Annotated in this window: 18 protein-coding genes; 2 read left to right on the top strand and 16 right to left on the bottom strand. The window is 65.0% G+C overall.

Annotated elements, in window-relative coordinates; genetic code table 11:
* Window positions 1–57: 57 nt before the first annotated feature.
* Genes ruvB through Q0R16_RS10600 form a run of 7 tightly spaced genes read right to left on the bottom strand, consistent with a single transcriptional unit; the run spans window position 58 to window position 3,906 of the window.
* Window positions 58–1,086 (bottom strand): Holliday junction branch migration DNA helicase RuvB, encoded by a 1,029-nt coding sequence (ruvB, locus tag Q0R16_RS10570; protein ID WP_295635854.1) that lies wholly within the window; start codon window positions 1,084–1,086, stop codon window positions 58–60.
* Window position 1,087: 1 nt separating this feature from the next.
* Window positions 1,088–1,393, bottom strand: coding sequence for a type II toxin-antitoxin system RelE/ParE family toxin (locus Q0R16_RS10575; RefSeq protein WP_295635855.1), 306 nt, complete (start codon window positions 1,391–1,393; stop codon window positions 1,088–1,090).
* A complete protein-coding gene (locus Q0R16_RS10580) occupies window positions 1,386–1,637 on the bottom strand; it encodes a type II toxin-antitoxin system ParD family antitoxin (RefSeq protein ID WP_295635856.1) in 252 nt (83 codons plus the stop codon). The genes Q0R16_RS10575 and Q0R16_RS10580 overlap by 8 nt, the downstream gene beginning before the upstream one ends.
* A 47-nt stretch (window positions 1,638–1,684) precedes the next feature.
* Window positions 1,685–2,287 (bottom strand): Holliday junction branch migration protein RuvA, encoded by a 603-nt coding sequence (gene ruvA, locus Q0R16_RS10585; RefSeq protein WP_295635857.1) that lies wholly within the window; start codon window positions 2,285–2,287, stop codon window positions 1,685–1,687.
* Window positions 2,288–2,319: 32 nt separating this feature from the next.
* On the bottom strand, window positions 2,320–2,790 hold the full coding sequence (gene ruvC, locus Q0R16_RS10590; protein WP_295635858.1) for a crossover junction endodeoxyribonuclease RuvC: 471 nt from the start codon (window positions 2,788–2,790) through the stop codon (window positions 2,320–2,322).
* A gap of 1 nt (window position 2,791) precedes the next feature.
* A complete protein-coding gene (locus tag Q0R16_RS10595; protein ID WP_295635859.1) occupies window positions 2,792–3,142 on the bottom strand; it encodes a DUF3147 family protein in 351 nt (116 codons plus the stop codon).
* Complete coding sequence (locus Q0R16_RS10600) at window positions 3,142–3,906, bottom strand: YebC/PmpR family DNA-binding transcriptional regulator (protein ID WP_295635860.1); 765 nt, start codon at window positions 3,904–3,906, stop codon at window positions 3,142–3,144. The genes Q0R16_RS10595 and Q0R16_RS10600 overlap by 1 nt, the downstream gene beginning before the upstream one ends.
* 167 nt (window positions 3,907–4,073) lie before the next feature.
* Here Q0R16_RS10600 and Q0R16_RS10605 point away from each other — a divergent pair, with 167 nt between their 5' ends.
* The gene (locus tag Q0R16_RS10605) at window positions 4,074–5,078 is read left to right on the top strand and encodes a YARHG domain-containing protein (protein WP_295635861.1); all 1,005 of its coding nucleotides are present in this window, start codon (window positions 4,074–4,076) and stop codon (window positions 5,076–5,078) included.
* Window positions 5,075–6,196, top strand: coding sequence for an adenylate/guanylate cyclase domain-containing protein (locus Q0R16_RS10610; RefSeq protein WP_295635862.1), 1,122 nt, complete (start codon window positions 5,075–5,077; stop codon window positions 6,194–6,196). Before Q0R16_RS10605 ends, Q0R16_RS10610 begins: the two co-directional genes overlap by 4 nt.
* Before the next feature lie 110 nt (window positions 6,197–6,306).
* On the opposite strand, the gene Q0R16_RS10615 is transcribed toward Q0R16_RS10610, so the two are convergent.
* The 9 genes from Q0R16_RS10615 to Q0R16_RS10655 form a co-directional block, all read right to left on the bottom strand.
* Window positions 6,307–7,122 carry a DsbA family protein gene (locus Q0R16_RS10615; RefSeq protein ID WP_295635863.1) on the bottom strand — a complete coding sequence of 272 codons (816 nt, stop codon included), beginning with the start codon at window positions 7,120–7,122 and terminating at the stop codon, window positions 6,307–6,309.
* Between the two features lie 12 nt (window positions 7,123–7,134).
* Window positions 7,135–8,478, bottom strand: a complete 1,344-nt coding sequence (locus Q0R16_RS10620; protein ID WP_295635864.1) for a M48 family metalloprotease — start codon at window positions 8,476–8,478, stop codon at window positions 7,135–7,137.
* A gap of 34 nt (window positions 8,479–8,512) precedes the next feature.
* The gene (locus tag Q0R16_RS10625; RefSeq protein WP_295635865.1) at window positions 8,513–9,490 is read right to left on the bottom strand and encodes an alpha/beta hydrolase; all 978 of its coding nucleotides are present in this window, start codon (window positions 9,488–9,490) and stop codon (window positions 8,513–8,515) included.
* A gap of 95 nt (window positions 9,491–9,585) precedes the next feature.
* Window positions 9,586–10,962 carry a hypothetical protein gene (locus Q0R16_RS10630; RefSeq protein WP_295635866.1) on the bottom strand — a complete coding sequence of 459 codons (1,377 nt, stop codon included), beginning with the start codon at window positions 10,960–10,962 and terminating at the stop codon, window positions 9,586–9,588.
* A 108-nt stretch (window positions 10,963–11,070) separates the two neighbouring features.
* Complete coding sequence (locus Q0R16_RS10635; RefSeq protein WP_295635867.1) at window positions 11,071–11,973, bottom strand: CoA ester lyase; 903 nt, start codon at window positions 11,971–11,973, stop codon at window positions 11,071–11,073.
* A gap of 37 nt (window positions 11,974–12,010) precedes the next feature.
* Window positions 12,011–13,357 (bottom strand): MFS transporter, encoded by a 1,347-nt coding sequence (locus Q0R16_RS10640; RefSeq protein WP_295635868.1) that lies wholly within the window; start codon window positions 13,355–13,357, stop codon window positions 12,011–12,013.
* Window positions 13,358–13,486: 129 nt separating this feature from the next.
* A complete protein-coding gene (locus Q0R16_RS10645) occupies window positions 13,487–13,876 on the bottom strand; it encodes a DUF3597 domain-containing protein (RefSeq protein WP_295635869.1) in 390 nt (129 codons plus the stop codon).
* 124 nt (window positions 13,877–14,000) lie between these two features.
* A complete protein-coding gene (locus tag Q0R16_RS10650) occupies window positions 14,001–14,474 on the bottom strand; it encodes an MmcB family DNA repair protein (protein WP_295635888.1) in 474 nt (157 codons plus the stop codon).
* A gap of 129 nt (window positions 14,475–14,603) precedes the next feature.
* Window positions 14,604–15,020: a hypothetical protein gene (locus tag Q0R16_RS10655; protein ID WP_295635870.1), complete on the bottom strand. Its 417-nt coding sequence runs from the start codon at window positions 15,018–15,020 to the stop codon at window positions 14,604–14,606.
* Between the last annotated feature and the right edge of the window lie 50 nt (window positions 15,021–15,070).

The raw sequence follows: 15,070 nt of genomic DNA on the forward strand, positions 1-15,070 counted from the left end.
GGAACCGAATATTCGCTAACCGTGACTGTTGACCGGCCAGCGACGGGCGAGGGCGGGTCAGTCGCCTTCGTCGAACAGCCCGGTCTGGCTTCCTGACGGCGGGGCAAGGCCGAGGTGCTTCCACCCGCGATCGTTGAGGCAGCGCCCGCGCGCGGTGCGGGCGATCAGCCCGAGTTGGATCAGGAACGGTTCGATCACGTCCTCGACCGTGTCGCGCGGTTCGGAGAGGCCGGCCGCGAGCGTTTCCACACCGACCGGGCCGCCTTGATAGATGTCGGCGATCATCATCAGATAGCGCCGGTCCTGCGCATCGAGCCCCAGTGCATCGACCTCCAGCCGAGTCAGCGATGAATCCGCCAGTTCGCGCGAAATCGTCGCCAGGCCAGCGACTTGGGCAAAATCGCGCACCCGCCGGAGCAGGCGTCCTGCCACGCGTGGCGTACCTCGCGCGCGGCGGGCGATCTCGCGTGCGCCCTCGGCCACGATGCCCACGCCGAGCAGCGCGGCGTTGCGCACGATGACCTTTTCCAGTTCCTCGATCGTGTAGAAGTTGAGCCGCACCGGGATGCCGAAACGGTCGCGCAGCGGCGTGGTCAGCAGGCCCTGCCGCGTGGTGGCGCCGACCAGCGTGAACGCCGGCAAGTCGATCCGCACCGATCGCGCGGACGGGCCTTCACCGATAATCAGGTCGAGCGCGCGGTCTTCCATCGCGGGGTAAAGAATTTCCTCGACCACCGGGTTGAGCCGGTGAATCTCGTCGATGAACAGCACGTCGCCTTCTTCGAGATTTGTCAGCAGTGCGGCCAGATCGCCCGACTTGGCAATCACCGGGCCGCTGGTGGCGCGGAACCCCACGCCCAGTTCGCGCGCAACGATCTGAGCCAGCGTGGTCTTGCCCAACCCCGGCGGCCCATAAAACAGCACATGATCCATCGCCTCACCCCGCGATTTGGCGCTTTCGATGAACACGCGCAGATTGTCCTTCGCCGCCGCCTGACCGACAAATTCGGCGAGCGTTTTCGGACGCAGCGCGGCGTCAATATCTTCGGGCTGGCGATGGGGGGTGAGGTGGGGATTATCGGTCATGTCATGTCTGCGCGCCCGTTAGTGAGTCTTTGGCGTCTCGGGCATGATGCAGGATGCGCAAGATCAGAACATCCGATGCCGAAGCGCAATACAGTATGCGATGTTGGCGATGAACGAGGCAGCGGATATTATCGCCGATTTCCGGCCGTAGCGGAGCCGTCAGCGGGAACTCGCTGAGACGTGTAAATGCTTCGTCGAAACCGTGCATGTAGCGTTCTGCCACATCCTCACCGAACCGGACGACGCTGAATTCGTCGATCTCAACGAGGTCCGCTTCGGCTGCATTCGAGAATACAACCTCAGCCACGCCTTGCCCGGCGTCTGGCAATGATGTTTTCGATGATCGTCTCGGGCTTTTCCGGCGAAATGCCCGATGCAAGTCCCTCGGCCACCATTGCGCGGACCCATGCGGTATCGCTTTCGGCCGCTTCCTGGTCTCGGCGCAGCAGGTCGCGCACCAGGTCACTGGCACTGGTGTAGCGGCCTTCGGCCACGCGGTGGTCGATCCAGGCGCGAAGCGCTGGCGGGATGGTGATGTTGAGCTGGCTCATAGGAATATCATACGAATTTATAGGAAATTGTCGACTATCATCGCCCATCATCCCGCCGCCCGTTTCAGCGCCACCCGCACCAGCGCGTTGAGTGCCGCCCCGTCGCCCAGTTCCTCCAGTGCCGCTGCTACTGCCGTGCTCGCCACCTGCGGCTTGAAGCCGAGGTTCTGAAGCGCCGAAATCGCGTCCGCGCTGACCGAGCCTACCGGGGCCACCACAGCCCCGATGACCCCAACCACGCCCGCCAATCCACCTGCCTTGTCCTTCAATTCATTGACAATCCGCGAAGCCAGCTTCGGCCCCACGCCTTGCGCGCGCGCTACCATCGCGGCGTCTCCGCCGGCGCAGGCGCGCTGCAAATCCTCGATTGCCAATGCCGACAGCACCGCCAGCGCCATCTTCGAGCCCACGCCTTGCACCCCGGTCAGCAGCCGGAACCATTCGCGTTCGGCCGCGCTGGCGAAGCCGATAAGGCGCATGTCGTTTTCGCTGACCTGGAGTTCGGTGTGGATCACCACTTTGTCACCGCGAATGCCCAGCGCGGCCAGCGTCTTGGCCGAGCAGTGGACGAGGTAGCCGACACCGCCCACATCGATCACCGCCCAATCGGCGCCGAAATCCTCAAGCGTTCCTGACAGTCGCGCGATCATGGTTTGTTCCTTGCACGCCCCGCGGCTTAACGCTAGCCCCGTTGCAAATGGGCATGGCAAATTGCCACTGCCAGCGCATCGGCCGCATCGGCGCCGGCCAGTTTGACCCCCGGCAGCAGCACTTTCAACATCGCCTGCACTTGCGCCTTTTCGGCCGCGCCGGTGCCGACCAGCGCCTTCTTGACCAGCCGCGTTGCGTATTCGTGGACCGGCATCCCCGCGCGAGCGAGGGCCAGCAGCACCACGCCGCGCGCGTGGCCGAGCTTCAGCGTCGATTGAGGGTTCTTGTTGACGAACACCTCCTCCACCGCGCTGGTGTCGGGACGGTGCAGCAGGATCACGTCGGTCAGCTCGCGGTCGATCGTCACCAGCCGTTCGGGCAGCGACATCGCGGCATCGGTGCGGATCTGGCCGTTGGCAACGTGACTCAGCCGATTGCCCGATTTGGCGACGATGCCCCAGCCCGTGCAAGTCAGCGACGGGTCGAGCCCGATGATCAGCACGTTACAGCTTGAGGCCGAAGCGCGGGCCGATCTGCGCCATCAGCAGGTACAACCCCACCGTCAACGCGCAGCCCAGCGCCAGCGCGATCCAGAAATGCACGCCCGAACGCAACAAGGCGGGGATCAGCAGGAACATCGGCAGCGAGGGCAGCACGTACCAGAACGTCGCTTCGGCATGGATCGCCATATTTTCCGCATCGGGCCGCGCACGCCACAGCAGGATCATGCCCAGAACCGAGATCAGCGGCAGCGACGCAACCAGCGCGGCCACCGTCGGCAGCCGCTTGCCGATCTCGGAAATGGCCGCGATCAACGCGCCAGACAGCAGCGCCTTTGCGACCAAGCTCAACATCACCCAAGCTTTTCCATGACCGAGTCCGGGATTTCGTAGTTGCCCCACACCGCCTGCACGTCATCGTCATCGTCGAGCACATCGATCAGCTTGAGCAGCGTGCGCGCGTCGTCCTCGCCGACTTCGGTCTTGAGCCCGGGCTTCCACCCGAGCTTGACGCCCTCGGCTTCGCCCAGTGCCTTTTCCAGCTTGCGCGCGACCGGGTGGAGCACGTCGACCGAGGTCCAGATCTGGTGGCTGCCGGGGTTCTCGTCGCCATCGCCCAGATCGCTTTCGACATCTTCGGCGCCGGCTTCGATCGCGGCTTCGAGGACCTTGTCCTCATCGCCCACGCTGCCCGGGTATTCGATCAGGCCGAGCCGTTCAAATCCGTGGCTGACTGCGCCGCTGGCGCCGAGGTTGCCGCCGTTCTTTGAGAACGCAGTGCGCACGTTGGTGGCGGTGCGGTTGCGGTTGTCGGTCAGCGCCTCGACGATCAGCGCGACGCCGCCCGGGCCGTAGCCTTCGTAGCGCACTTCCTCGTAGTTTTCGGCATCGCCCTTGCTGGCCTTGTCGATCGCGCGCTGGATGTTGTCCTTGGGCACCGACTGCGCCTTGGCGGCGTTGACCGCGGCGCGCAGGCGCGGGTTCATGTCGGGATCGGGCATGCCCATCTTGGCGGCCACGGTAATTTCGCGGCTGAGCTTGCTGAACTGCGCCGAACGCTTTTTGTCCTGCGCGCCCTTGCGGTGCATGATGTTCTTGAACTTGGAATGGCCTGCCATGGGAACCTTCGGCTTGTGTCTGGCGGGGCGTTCCGGCGGGCGGAGGCCCCATTGCGGCGGCATGATCGATCACCGCGCACTGCCCCACGGCCCTGCACCGGAGCGGGCGCGATGGTCAAGCCCTTCGGGTCGTTCAGCGCTGGCCAAGTCCCGGCAGCGGCGATAGCATGGCCACAGGCGGCGAGAGAGGTGGGCAATTGGTCGACGTGTTCATTTCCTATTCGCGGGTCGATCATGCGCGCGTGGCCATGCTCGCGCGCGCGGTCGAGGCCGAGGGCTACGCGGTGTGGTGGGACGCAGACCTGCCGCCGCACCAGTCCTATGGCGATGTGATCACCGCCAAGATCGGCGCCGCGCGGGCGGCGATCGTGGTGTGGTCGGCCGATGCGGTGAAATCGGAGTGGGTGCGCGCCGAGGCCGACATGGCGCGCAACCAGAAGAAACTGGTGCAGACCGCGATCGGCGACTTGATGCCGCCGCTGCCGTTCAACCAGATCCAGTACGTCGATATCGGCGCCTGGAACGGCGAGCCCGATCATCCCGGCTGGCGCAAGGTCAAGGCGAGCCTTGCCGAATTGTGCGCGAAGGGAGAGGAGCAGCGCGAATGGCGCTTGCCCGCAAACCCGCCGCCCGAGCCGGTTCGTGCCGCGGCGGCGGCCGTCGCATCCAGGCCCTCGCGCTGGCCGTTGCTGGCGGGCGGCGGTGTTGCGGTTGTGGCGCTGGCTGCGCTGGGCGGAGTGCTGATCGGCCAGGGCAAGGACAATCCGGGCTCACCTCCGCCTGCGCCCACAGGAGGCGCAAGCAACAGCGCTCCGATCGCTGCACCGACTGTCTATGTCACCGAAAAAGTGCGCGAGGTGGCGGTTCCCGAACCCAAAACAAGCGCTCCGTCCGCAGCGGCGCCGGCCGCTGGCGCGCCGCGCCTGTATTTCCCCGATTCGTCGGTGCGGATGCTCGATGCGAGCGAGTTTGCGGGGCTGACCAAGGCGCAGTTGCGGATTGCGCGGAATGAAATCTTTGCCCGCGAAGGGCGCGCGTTCCAGGACCCGGCGCTGCGCGACTATTTCGCGCAATTCTCCTGGTATCGTCCCCGGGGCTTGCTCGTGCGGCTCAACCCGATCGAGCAGCGCAATGTCGTCATACTCGAAGAAGCCGAGGGTTCTGCGCCATGAATGCTCCCGTCGCCGTATTCTGCGGGCACATGTTCAGCGAGGGCAGCGATGAGGAAGCCGCGCTCGCCGTGCGGGTGGGCGAGGTGCTCGATCGGCATGCGATCCGCATCGCTTATGGCCCGCTGGCGTGCGGCGCGGATATCGTGATCGCCGAACAAGTGCTGGCGCGCGGGGGTGAGCTCAACGTGGTGCTGCCCTTTGCCGAAGATGATTTCATTGCCGAATCCGTGGCTTGTGGCGGTCCGGGCTGGACCGCGCGCTATCACGCCTGCCGCGATGCAGCGGCACGCATCACCTTCGCGACACCCGGCGCCTATGTCGGCGATGACAACCAGTTTGCCTATAACACGCGGCTGGCGATGGGGCTGGCGGTGCTGCGCGCCGATGCGATGGGAGTGCCGGCGATCCAGTTGGCGGTGGTGTCCGACCAGATCCATTCGCTGTCGCGCACCGGGCTGGCGGGGGCGCACGCCGATATCCGCCAATGGGAAAAGCTGTCGCGCCAGACCGAGGTGATTGCGGCCGGCCCGGTGCCGCGCAAGCTCAAGTTCCCGGCCCGCGCGCCCGTCGGCAGCGGAACCCGGCGCGAAATCCGCTCGATCATCTTTGCCGACTACAAAGGTTTCTCGCGGCTGGGCGAGCGTGAACTGGTGCGGTTCATGGCCGAAGTCATGGGCCGGATCGGCGCAGTGCTCGACGAATACGGCGATCACGTCGAATTCCGCAACACCTGGGGCGATGCGGTCTATGCCATCGTCGACGAGCCACGCATGGCCGCGCGCATGGCGCTGGAAATGCAGGACCGGCTGGCCGACCTGCCGCCCGAACTGACCCCGGCGGGCGAAATTTCGGGCATGCGTATCGGCGTGCATTACGGACCGGTGTGGGTGGGCACCGATCGCATCACCGGCAACCGCATCTGGTACGGAGGCGAAGTCAACCGCACCGCGCGGATCGAACCGGTCACGCCGGTGGGCGGGGTCTATTGCACCGAGACGTTTGCTGCTGCGCTCAAGATCGACAACTGTACCGTATGCCGGTTTCGCTCGGTGGGCGTGCAGGCGCTGGCGAAAAGCTTCGGCGAGGTGGAATTGTACGAGTTGGAGATGCCGCGATAGCTTGCCAAAGCCGTTCGTGCTGAGCTTGTCGAAGCGCTGTTCTTTTTAGATGCAACGTTCGAAGAAAAGCAGCCCTTCGACAAGCTCAGGGCGATCGGGCGCTGGGAGGGCTATCCCTTCGCCGCTTGCGCCACCGCTGCTTCAAGCTTCTCGCGCCCGATCGCGCCGGACAGCAATTGATCGCCCACCACCCATGATGGCGTGCCATTGATCCCCAGCCGCCGTGCAAGCGCCATGTTCTGCTGCAGTTCGTCGGTCACCCGCGTATCGGCGATTTGCGCTTTGGCAGCCCCGGCGTCGAGCCGGGCCACATTGGCCGCCGCAGCAATCGACTGGTCGCTTGGGCTGGCGCCCGAATAGATCGCCTTGTGGTATGCAGCATATCGGCCTTGCCTTGCGGCGGCGAGGCCCATCCGTGCGGCGGGTTCGCTTTGCGGTCCGATGATCGGCAACAGCCGCACCACCACCTTCAATTCGGGATCGGCGGCGATCATCGCTTCGACATCGGCTTCGCTCTTGCGGCAATAGCCGCAGGCATAATCGGCAAATTCGACCAGTACCTTGCGGCCTTTGGGATTGCCGAGAACCGCGCCGTCGAACGGGGTTTCGAGCGTTCCGCGCAAGGGCGCGATCATGGCGCGGGCTTCCTGGCTGCGCAGGCGTTCCATCGCTTCGGGCAGAATTTCGGGGTGATCGAGCAGATAGGCGCGGACCAGTCCTTCGATCGCCATGCGCTTTGCCGGGTCGATCCCCGCAGCGGCAAGATCGCGCGACAAGGCGGCGCTCTCGGCCCCGCTGGTCGCCGCGGCGGTGCGGGCGGCCCACACTTGCCAGCCCAGCACCGCGACCGCGCACAGCAGCACGCCGATCACCATGCCGATCAGCAACGGGCGGCGAGTGGCCGGGCGAGGGGACTGCGATGCCATGAGACCTTGCGGCTAGCGCTTCTTCGCCTGCCGCTCAACCTCGGCGTGTGCGCTCATCGCGATGTCCTGCGCGCGCAGCATGTCGGGCGAGCCGGCTGGAAGGCCCTGTTGCGCCACTTCGGCGCTGCGCATCGCCTCGGCGAACTTGCCGTTCATGAACTGCTGTTCGGCGCTGGCCAATCGCGCGCGCGCGTGATCGCCATTGGCTTCATAGACAACGCCCAGTTCATACCACGCGAACGGGTTTTCGCGATCCTTGGCCACCGCCGCCTTCAGCACGCGCTGCGCCTCGACGAAGTTGGCACGGTCTTCGCTGGCGATCAGCGCATGGCCGAAGGTGGTGGCGATCAGCGGCGCATTGGCAGTGAGCGTGGTCGCGCGGCGCAGCGGTTCGATCGCCTCGAGCGGCTTGCCCGATTCGAGCAGGATCTGGCCCTTCAATTCCAGGAAATAGGGATCATCGGGCGCGGTTTTCAGCAGCGCATCGGTTTCGACCTGGGCCTTGTCCATTAGCGCTTCCTTGTGGAACGCGTAAGCGCGCGCATAGCGGGCCGGGACGGTGGTTTCGTATTCGGGGAAATCGCGCAGCGTGGCTGCGGGTTCGGCGAGATAGCCGTAAAGCTTGGCCTTCACCCGCTGGAACCGCGCCTCCAGCTTGGGATCGGTTTTCGCATTCCACGCCGGGTCTTTTTCGTACGTGTCCTGCAGGGTGGCGATGCGATCGTCGGTCAGGGGGTGCGAACTGTAGAATTCGGCTTCGGCATTGCGGGTGTAACCGTGGCGGTATTCCTCGTTCTGCAGCTTCTTGAAGAAATCGAGGCTGCCCCGACCCGAAAGCCCGGCCTTGGACAGGAACGACGCGCCAGCGGCGTCGGCCGAGGCTTCCTGCGTGCGGCTGAACGCCAGGAATTTGCCCAGCGCGGCCTGCTGTCCGGCGCCGATGATGCCCAGCGCCGCTTCGGGCGAGCCTGCCGCCGCCGCCGCCACGCCGAGCAGCAGGCTGAGGATGGTAATGCCGGTGGCTGGCTTGAGGCCTTCGTTCACACGTTCGGCATGCCCGCCCGCAACGTGGCCCAGTTCGTGCGCGATCACGCCCTGGACTTCGTTGGCATTGCCGGCCAGCGCGATCAGTCCGCTGTTGATGAACACCGCTTGCCCGCCCGCGGTGAAGGCGTTGATCGAACCATCGTTGACCAGGATGATATCGACATTGCGCGGATCGAGGCCCGCTGCGACGATGATCGGGCGCGACATGTCCTGGAACAGCGCTTCGGTTTCGGCATCGCGCAGGATCGATTGCGCGGCAGCGGGCTGGATCGTGAACGCAAGGCCGGCGGTGGCCAGGGCCACTCGCATGGCGAAACGGGTCAGGAGGCGCATGGTGGCCAGCTTAGTGCACGGTTGGCTTAACTGCCGCTGAAGATGCGGGTGCGGTCACCGCAGCAAGGAACTGCAGCACCTTGTCGAGCACCGCGTGGTTGCCGGCGAATGGCTTGGCCATCAGCATGATGATGCGCGTGTGCGACAGCCCGGGAAGCACGTCGGCCTGCATCGGACGGCCCGCGTCGGTCATGGCCCTGGCCAGTGCCACGCTGTTGCGCGGAAACACGGTCTTGTCGGCATCGCCGGTGAGCAAAAGCATCGGCGGTGCATCGGCGCGCGCGAAATGGATCGGCTGGGTGGCAGGCAAATCTGACGCATTGCCGAAACTGTTGCGCGTGGCATCGGTATCGAGCGGCAGGAAATCGTAGGGACCCGCCAGTCCGATGAAGCCGCGCAACTGGTTGGCATCGAGCCCTTCGTGCGCCAGCCACCGCTTGTCCAAAGCCAGCATCGCGGCATTATACGCACCCGCCGAATGGCCCATCAGCACCACCCGCGTCGGGTCGCCGCCCAGTGCGGCGGCATGATCGTGGACCCAGCGAAGGGCGGCTGCGCCATCCTCGACCATCCCCGGGAAACGCGCTTTGGGGTAGAGCCGGTACCCTGGCAGGACCACGGCATAGCCTTGCGGCACCAGCGCGCGTGCAATGAACCGATAATAGTGCGGATCACCGCTGTCCCACCCGCCGCCGTGGATGAACACCACGATCGGATAAGGCGCCGCGCCAATTTTTACCGGCTTGGCCGGCACGAACATTTCCAGCTTTTGTTGCGGATCGGCGCCATACTGCGTGGCAGCCACCAGCCTGATCTGCGAATTGCCACGGAACAGCGCATCGGCATTGTCGAGCAACGCCACCGCATTGGTCGCCATCGCGTAGCTCACGCTCACGACCAGCGAAAGCGCCAGGACAAGTACGCCGACGCCGGTCCACCCCAGCCAACCCATCGTGCGCGGACCCCGTCTTGCTACCGTGCTTGCCATGGCTGACCGCTAGCAGGTTTGCGGGCGGTTTCCAGTCCCGGCGCAAGGGTGTTGCAGGCCCGATGCCGATTTGGGTCTGGAAGGCTTTTAGCCGGTCAGCCGATCAGGCGGCGCGCGGCCTTTTCGACCAGCGCAGGATCGCCCAGGACCTCGCCCAGCAAGACCGGCACCGATCCGACGATCCGGCGGACGAGCACGAGCGCGAATTCCTCGCCCTCGCGATTGATCGATCCCAGCGACTGCTCGGGCAATTTGCGCAATTTGGCGGCAAGCGCATCGGGGCTGCGGTCATGCGTTGCGCGGCCGGCGGCTTCGCGCCGCAGTCGGCGTTCCGCGGCTACCACGCCTTTGAGCCCACCCGGCGCATCGGACAGGAAACGCAGCAGCACGCCGCGTCCCAATTGCAAACGCTGGGCATGAAGCAGGGCCGCAGCATATTCGGTCAGCCGCGTCTTGTCATAAGCCGCCCCGAACACCAGCTTGACGACCGGTGTCATCGGCGCGCGATCCTGGCGTGTCAGCCCGGCGTCCTCGATCAGTTCGTTGAATTCTTCCGTTGCTTCGGCGGCAGCGAGCGCAAAATCCCAGGCCCGGCTGATCGCGCCATAAAGCGCCGCGCGTGTGCGATCCTCGCTCGAATGCGCGGTTTGCGCAAGGTCGCGTGCGCTGGCGAGCCAATCGGCGAGGGTCGCGTGATCGGCATCCTGCATCGTCGTGCCGAAGCTTGCTTCGTCGGTGAAGTCGAGCGGGTTGCCCACGATGTCGGTCAGTTCAAGCGGACCAATGCCATCGTCGTTGGCCGAGACCGCTGCCGGGCCATCGGCCCAATCGGTCAGCAACTGAATCGGGCGGCGTGGCGCCTTTTCACCGCCATGGCCGAGCGCTTTGCCGATCTCTGCCAGCAAGGCATCGGTGGTGCCCTGATCGGCCACTTCCTTCCAGTTGATGACGCCGTAGACGTGATCGATCGATGCGCCATCGGACGAAAAGGGCAGAAGTATGCCGCGATAGAGCACGGTCACGCCGCGCAAGTTGATGAATTCGGCTTCGAATCCGATCGGCGCCCGGTTGGCGATGATCTGCATGTAGTGATCGGTGATGCGCGACAGCAACGAACGGCCGGGCACATCCGACAAGCGTTTGATTGCCCGGATGGTGCGGGCGTTGGTGTCGCACTCGTCGGCAAGCTGTTCGCCCAGCCAAGCAATGGCGGGATTGTCCATGCCGCGATCGAATTTGAGCAGGACCGCATGATTGGCGAAATCGGGTGCAGCGCTTTCGGTCAGCGAAGCGACCGACGGGAACGGTTGGTCGCCCAGCAGGCCCGCCCAGAAATTGTAGGCGCGCACTTGCATGCGCCGTTCGTCCTGGCCGATCAGCAGCGGTGATTCGATCGCCGCATCTTCGTCCACGCCGGCAATGGGTTCGTCGCCCAAAGCGTCGTGCGAGCTGAATTCGTGCAGGCCGTCCATGCGAAAAATTCCCCTTCGGTGCTATCCGAACGGACTTCTTCTGGCGCAACTTCGTGAAAGAACCCTTAAGTCGCGCGAACGCGGTTGACGGTCAAGGTTAGGATTGTGTCAAGGTTGGCCGGCCAGAGCGGTCGTCGGCGCTCGGGCATCGATGGCTTCGGCACGTGCGATAAGCCTGCGCGCCAGATCGCGATGGAGCAGTTCGGCGAGTTTGCCCTCGACGCGGAGCACGCCCTTGCCGGCATTCGCGGGGTCGTCGAAGGCCGCAACAATCGCGCGAGCGTCCGCCAAATCGGTGGCATCGGGCGCGAATACGCGGTTGACCGGTTCGATCTGCGACGGGTGAATCAGCGTTTTGCCATCGTATCCCAGGTCGCGCGCCTGGACAGCCTCTGCCTCGACCCTGGCGGTGTCCTCGATCGCGTTGCTGACCCCGTCGAGCACCACCAGTCCATGCGCGCGCGCAGCCATCAGAACATTTACCATGATCGGCACGAACGCGGCGCGGCCGGGCAATTGGGCCATGCCAGTGTCCTTGGCGAGATCGTTCAAGCCCAGCACGAACGCCGCCAGTCGCGTGCCGGCGGCTGCCGCTGCGATGCGTTCGATCGCCAGCGCGGCCGCCGGAGTTTCGATCATCACCCACAATGCCACGCGGGGCGCGAAGCCGAGCCGGTCCATGGCCTGCGAAAGCAGCGCGATCTGGTCGGCATGGTCGATCTTGGGGACGAGGATCGCTTCGATCGAAGCTGTGGCAAGCGCTGCAAGATCGGCTTCGCCGCATGGGCTGGCAATGGCGTTGATCCGCGCGATCATGCGCCGGTGCCCGAATCCACCGGCGGCCAGCTCCTCGATCAGCACGCCGCGCGCAGTTTCCTTGGCCTCTGGAGCGACCGCGTCTTCCAGGTCCAGGATCAGCGCATCCGCATCGAGCCCGCGCGCCTTGGCGATGGCGCGGCGGTTGCTGGCGGGCATGTACAGCACTGATCGCAGCGGGCGGGAGTCGGCCATGCGTGCGCCGGCTATGCGTGCATCAGACGGAAGGGTTTCAAGTTGCGGCATCGTTGTCCTTTGCGGGGTCTGCGGTTTCGGGCGCGAAGGCCGGATCGATGCGGCCTTCCTCGCGGCGCGGCATCGGGATCACGAACCGCAGCAGCAGCGTCAGCGCCAGCCAGCCGGCGCCCATGCGGATCGCGACAATCAGGCCGAATCGATCGGCCATCGCCCCCCAGCTATAAGCGCCGATCGCCATCGCCCCGAACACGATCGCCTGGTAAAGCGACAGGCAGCGGCCCAGAATGGCCTCGGGCGCGCGCAATTGCACCGCGACGTTGAGGCTGGTCATCGTCGCCACGAAGCCGCCGCCGGCCAGGAACATGGCCGGGATTGCCAGGGCCAGGTTGTGCGCTTCGGCGAGCAGCAGTTGCCCCGACAGGAAGGCGGCAGTGGCCCAGGTCACCACCCATTCGGCGCCGTGGCGCCGGCGCAGTGCGCCGATGAACAGCGCGGTGATGATCGAACCGATCCCGAACGCGCCGAGCATCACCCCGTACCCCACCGCCGAACTGTGCAACTGGTCGCGCGCGATGCCCGGCATCAGCGCCTGGCAGGCGATCGCACCGAAGCCGAACGCCGCGCCGCGCAGCAATACGCGCCGGATCGGACCCGAACGCGCGCAGAAATTCACCCCCACCATAATCGAGCGCAGCATCGGTTGCGGCGTCGGCCGGATCGTTTCGGGGTGCCAGCGCAGCAGCACCACCACCATGCCGACATAGCTGATCGCGTTGACCGCGAAGGCCAGGCTGGGGTTCCAGATCGAAATGATCAGCCCGCCCAGCGCGGGGCCGACGCTGCGCGCCAGATTGAAGGCAATGGCATTGAGCGAGATCGCTTGCGGCAGATCGCGATTGCCGACCTGCAGCCGCACCGATGCCTGCCAGGCCGGACCGTTGAGCGCGGTGCCCATGCCCACGGCGAGCGTCATCCCCAGCAGCAGATATGGTCCGACCAGCCCTTGCCAGGCCAGCACCGCCAGGATCGCGGACACCACCAGCATCATGCTTTGGGCCGCAATCATCACGCGGCGTCGATCGTAGTTATCGGCGATCGCACCCGCGAACAGCCCGAGCAGCATCACAGGAACGGTGTTCGACGCCTGCACGAGCGCAATAAGCCGGTGTTGCGGGGTCAGCTCGGTCATCAGCCAGGCCGCGCCGACGGCCTGGATCATCGATCCGACGTTGGATGCCAGATTGGCGATCCAGATTGCGCGGAATGCGGGGTAATTGAAGGGCGCCAATGCGCCACCCGGCGCAAGCGGCCCCGATTGGGTCCCGGATTCGGGCCTTGCCTCGGGAACCGGGGCGGCGCGGGTGGGATCGGCAAGCGGCATTGCTGACCGGTTAGGTGCTGGCGGGTCGCTCGGCAAGCGCGGCACGCCGCAATCTGGCAAAGCCGAAGTCGATGTGGTCGGACCGGGCAGCCGAAAGGCGCGCCCGGTCCGTTTTCGTCGTGTGTCCGATCAGTCGAGCATGCTCGCGGGAACCTTGCCGCCGTTTGCAGCCAGTTGCTGCATCGTTGCCTTATGCAGCCAAATGTTCATTTCGGCCGAACCGTCGAGATCGCCGGCGTAGCCCAGCTCCTGCGCCAGCTCCTTGCGGTTGGCGAGGCTCGATTCGATGCCGACCAGCTTCATCAGATCGACGATCGACGTCTGCCAGTTCAAATCATCTGCGCCGTCCATCGAAGCGAGCGAAGCTTCGACATCGACTTCGGTTTCAGCAACAGGCGCCGGGGCGGCTTCGGGCGCAGGAGCTGCGTCTGCTGCGGCAGCCGGCGCCGCGTCGGCTGCAGGTTGCGCCGCGGCGGCGTGACCGAAAATCTTGTCCTTGATTGCGCTGAAGATCGACATGGCGACTGGCTCCTCTTTGTGTTTCTGCCGCATTGGCGGCGACTCGTTGTAGCCATGACGAGCTAGCACGCGGCAACCGGTTGTCCCAGACCGCAACATGCCCGAAAATCGTCACGCCGCGTCGTCAATGGTTTTCGCTACCCCAGGCGGACAGCATCGGATCAGTGCGTACTACGTGCCGGCGCATGGAAGCGCGCGCCAAACGTTCGACTTCAACCTTGCGCCGCGAGGCCGCCAGCGGCAGCGATGCGGCCGAGCGCAGGATTTCAGCATCGTACCCGTCGGCAACGATCAATCCGCAGACGTCGGGGAGGAAAGCTTCGGTTTGCATGCAGGCGCGGTCGAGATGTGGCGCGAGGCCCCAATAAAACCGGTCGCAAAACTCCAGATAATCGGTCCACTTGGTATCGCCAAACAAGTCTGCGCGAGCGACCTTGATCTCGACAATGACGATGCGCCCTTTGGCGTCGACGCCCATGATGTCGGCCCGGCGGCCGCCACGAAGCGGCATTTCGGTAAGGCACCAGATGTCGTTCCGCGCGAACAATCGCAGAACTCCACGCGATACATGCGCTGCCGCAACCAACGACGAACCCATTCCGTCAAGTTTGCAAGACTGCTCGGGGCTGCCAACAATGTGCGCAAGCGAATCGACCATCGGACGAACTTAGGAACATAACACGAACGTCGCAATGGATTTCGCGCACCGTGGCCGAAGATCGAACAGTCAGGCCCGTCGCCGAATACCAAGGGGAGGAACCAGATCCAGGAGTGCCGCGCGTGCGGCATGGAATTCGCGCCATAACACCAGCGCCGCCGGCGCCGCGCTCAGTCCGCGCGCGTGAACCGCGAGCAGGGCCGCAAGGCCCGGCTCCATCATGGCGGCAAGATCGTCGATGCCTTGTTCGGCCAGCGACTGGCGCCAGCCGCCGACATCGCGCATGATCGCGGGGTAGTTGCGCAATTCGGGCGTGCGTGCCTCCGGAACAATTCCCGCCAGCTTGCACACCAGCGCCGCGGCGTCATTGAGCGCAGCCCAACGCATGCTGAGCGCGCTCGATGCAGCCTGCCCGAATTCGGCCCGCCCCGATCCGGGAAAGTTGCTGGCAGCCGGCCCGGCAGAAGGGGGTGTTGCGCTGTTCATGACCAGTCATGGAAGTAACATCGCATAGCCTACCAAATCGCTAAAGCGAC

This window comes from Novosphingobium sp., from assembly GCF_025351285.1.
Lineage (GTDB): Bacteria > Pseudomonadota > Alphaproteobacteria > Sphingomonadales > Sphingomonadaceae > Novosphingobium.